This is a genomic window from Haloferax sp. DFSO60, assembly GCF_046557615.1.
Taxonomy (GTDB): Archaea; Halobacteriota; Halobacteria; order Halobacteriales; family Haloferacaceae; genus Haloferax.
On record NZ_JBKIII010000005.1, the window covers coordinates 1 to 2602 of the forward strand.

The window sequence follows — 2602 nt, forward strand, 5'->3', positions numbered from 1 at the left end:
CTGGGCTGTGTGTAGTATGAGTGGAGGCGGCGAGCTGAATTTCCCAGAGGATCGCTCACTCCAGTACTGATCAGTACGCTGACGAGCTTAACTGCCGTGTTCGGGATGGGTACGGGTGTTACCTCGTCGCTATGGCCGCCTTAAATCCGACCAACGGAATCGAACCGTTGTCAAAGACCACTAATCGGTAGGGCCGATCGTTTAAATCGTCTGTACGTGCAATCCAGTTAACGCCTGGACTCGTCCTCCGAGTCCAGTGCAGAATATGTATGACTATGGCTTGGACTGTTAGTTCTCGCGGGCTAAACAACTCGTTGCCTCGTTGCGTACACCCCGAGTCTATCAAACTCGTCTTTTACAAGTGTCCTCAGTGGAATCTCTTTTCCGTGTGGGTTTCGAGCTTAGATGCGTTCAGCTCTTACCCCGTGGTGCGTAGCTGCCCGGCATCTGCCCTTTCGGACAACCGGTACACCAGTGGCACCCATTCGTAGTTCCTCTCGTACTATACGAACGTTCACGTCAAATTCCATAACACCCCCAATAGATAGCAGCCGACCTGTCTCACGACGGTCTAAACCCAGCTCACGACCTCCTTTAATAGGCGAACAACCTCACCCTTGCCCGCTTCTGCACGGGCAGGATGGAGGGAACCGACATCGAGGTAGCAAGCCACCGGGTCGATATGTGCTCTTGCCGGTGACGACTCTGTTATCCCTAAGGTAGCTTTTCTGTCATCTACGGGTCCCATGAATGAACCTCGTAGGTTCGCTAGACCACGCTTTCGCGTCAGCGACACTCGTTGGGAATGTCACTGTCAGACTTCCGTTTGCTCTTGCGCTCTTCCACGAGTTTCCGACTCGCGTGAGGAAATCTTTGGGCGCGCTCGATATCTTTTCGAGCGCGTACCGCCCCAGTCAAACTGCCCGGCTACCGGTGTCCTCTTCCCAGAGTGAGAGTCGCAGTCACTAACGGGTAGTATTTCAATGTTGCCTCGGTGGCCCGCTGGCGCGGGTACCTGTGTAACGGCTCCTACCTATGCTGCACATTAGCGACCACGTCTCAGCGACAGCCTGCAGTAAAGCTCTATAGGGTCTTCGCTTCCCCTTGGGGGTCTCCAGACTCCGCACTGGAACGTACTGTTCACCGGGCCCAACGTTGGGACAGTGACGCTTTCGTTGATCCATTCATGCAAGCCGCTACTGAAGCGGCAAGGTACTACGCTACCTTAAGAGGGTCATAGTTACCCCCGCCGTTGACGGGTCCTTCGTCCCATTGTAATGGGTGTTCAGATACCCGCACTGGGCAGGATTCAGTGACTGTACGAGTCCTTGCGGATTTGCAGTCACCTATGTTGTTACTAGACAGTCGAAGCGTCCGAGTCACTGCGACCTGCTCGATCAAGAGCAGGCATCCCTTATCGCGAACTTACGGGACCAATTTGCCGAATTCCCTAACGTCGGTTCATCCCGACAAGCCTTGGCTTTCTCTGCCTGCGCACCTGTGTCGGATCTCGGTACGATCGTCTACTCGTCTTTTCACGGGCTCTAGGTACGATCGAATTTCTCTATCTCAACATTCACCCGCTTCGTACCATTACGGTTTCCACGGATTTCGATGATTCGACGGGGCGAAGGCCCCGCTCGATGTTTCCCAAAGCGTCGACTTTTAGTGTAGAACGGTACTGGAATATTAACCAGTTTCCCTGTTGTCCCATTCGAGTTACGGTGGGACTTAGGATCGACTAACCCTCGGCTGAATGACAGTGCCGAGGAACCCTTGCGCGTAAGGCCGTCGGGGTTCACACCCGACTCTCGCTGCTACTGAGACCAAGATTTTCGTTACTGTTCGGTCCACACGAGATCTCTCCCGTGCTTCCACCCAAACAGAATGCCAACCTACGGAATCGTTCATAAGAACGTCGCCAGGTCTCGGAAGTGGATTTGAGCCCCGATCATTTTCGACGCCTCGAACCTCGGCCGGTAAGCTGTTACGCTTTTCTTAGAGGGTAGCTGCTTCTAAGCTCACCTCCCGGCTGTTTAGGGCTCGAGACAATCTTCGAATCGCACTTAATCCACATTTAGGGTCCTTAACCTAGCTCTGGGTTGTCTCCCTCACGGACCACAAGCTTACCCCGCAGTCCGGACTCCCTGAGTCTACGACGTCTGTAAGTTTGGAGTTTGACAGGGAAGCGAACTCCTCTCGGAGGCCGGTTTCCCAATCGGTCGCTCTACCTCACAGACTATCTCATCAGAGGTCATGCTTCGACATGTTTCGGTTGGAACCAGCTGTTGCCAAGTTCGATGGGCCTTTCACCCCTACACCAGAGTCACGAGAGGGTATTGTAAGACACCAACTCTAACGGGCCTCCACGCAGCTTTCGCCACGCTTCACCCTGCTCCGGCGTAGATCACTTGGTTTCGGGTCGTATCCATTTGACTCCCCGCCCTTGAAGACGGTGGCCCTGGTCGTAAGACTGCGGCCGTATCGGTTTCCCTATGCCTTCGGAGGTTCACTCCTTAGACTCGCCAAACAGATACACTCCTTGGTTCGTTTTTCAAAACGCACGACGTAACATCGGCTTCTGACGAGTCTTACTAAGAGA

At 53.9% G+C, this 2602-nt stretch carries 2 rRNA genes; both read right to left on the minus strand.

The window, feature by feature from the left end:
- Window positions 1–21: 21 nt before the first annotated feature.
- Window positions 22–143, minus strand: a 5S ribosomal RNA gene (gene rrf / locus ACK509_RS16560).
- Window positions 144–268: 125 nt separating this feature from the next.
- A 23S ribosomal RNA gene (locus tag ACK509_RS16565) occupies window positions 269–2602 on the minus strand; the annotation flags it as partial.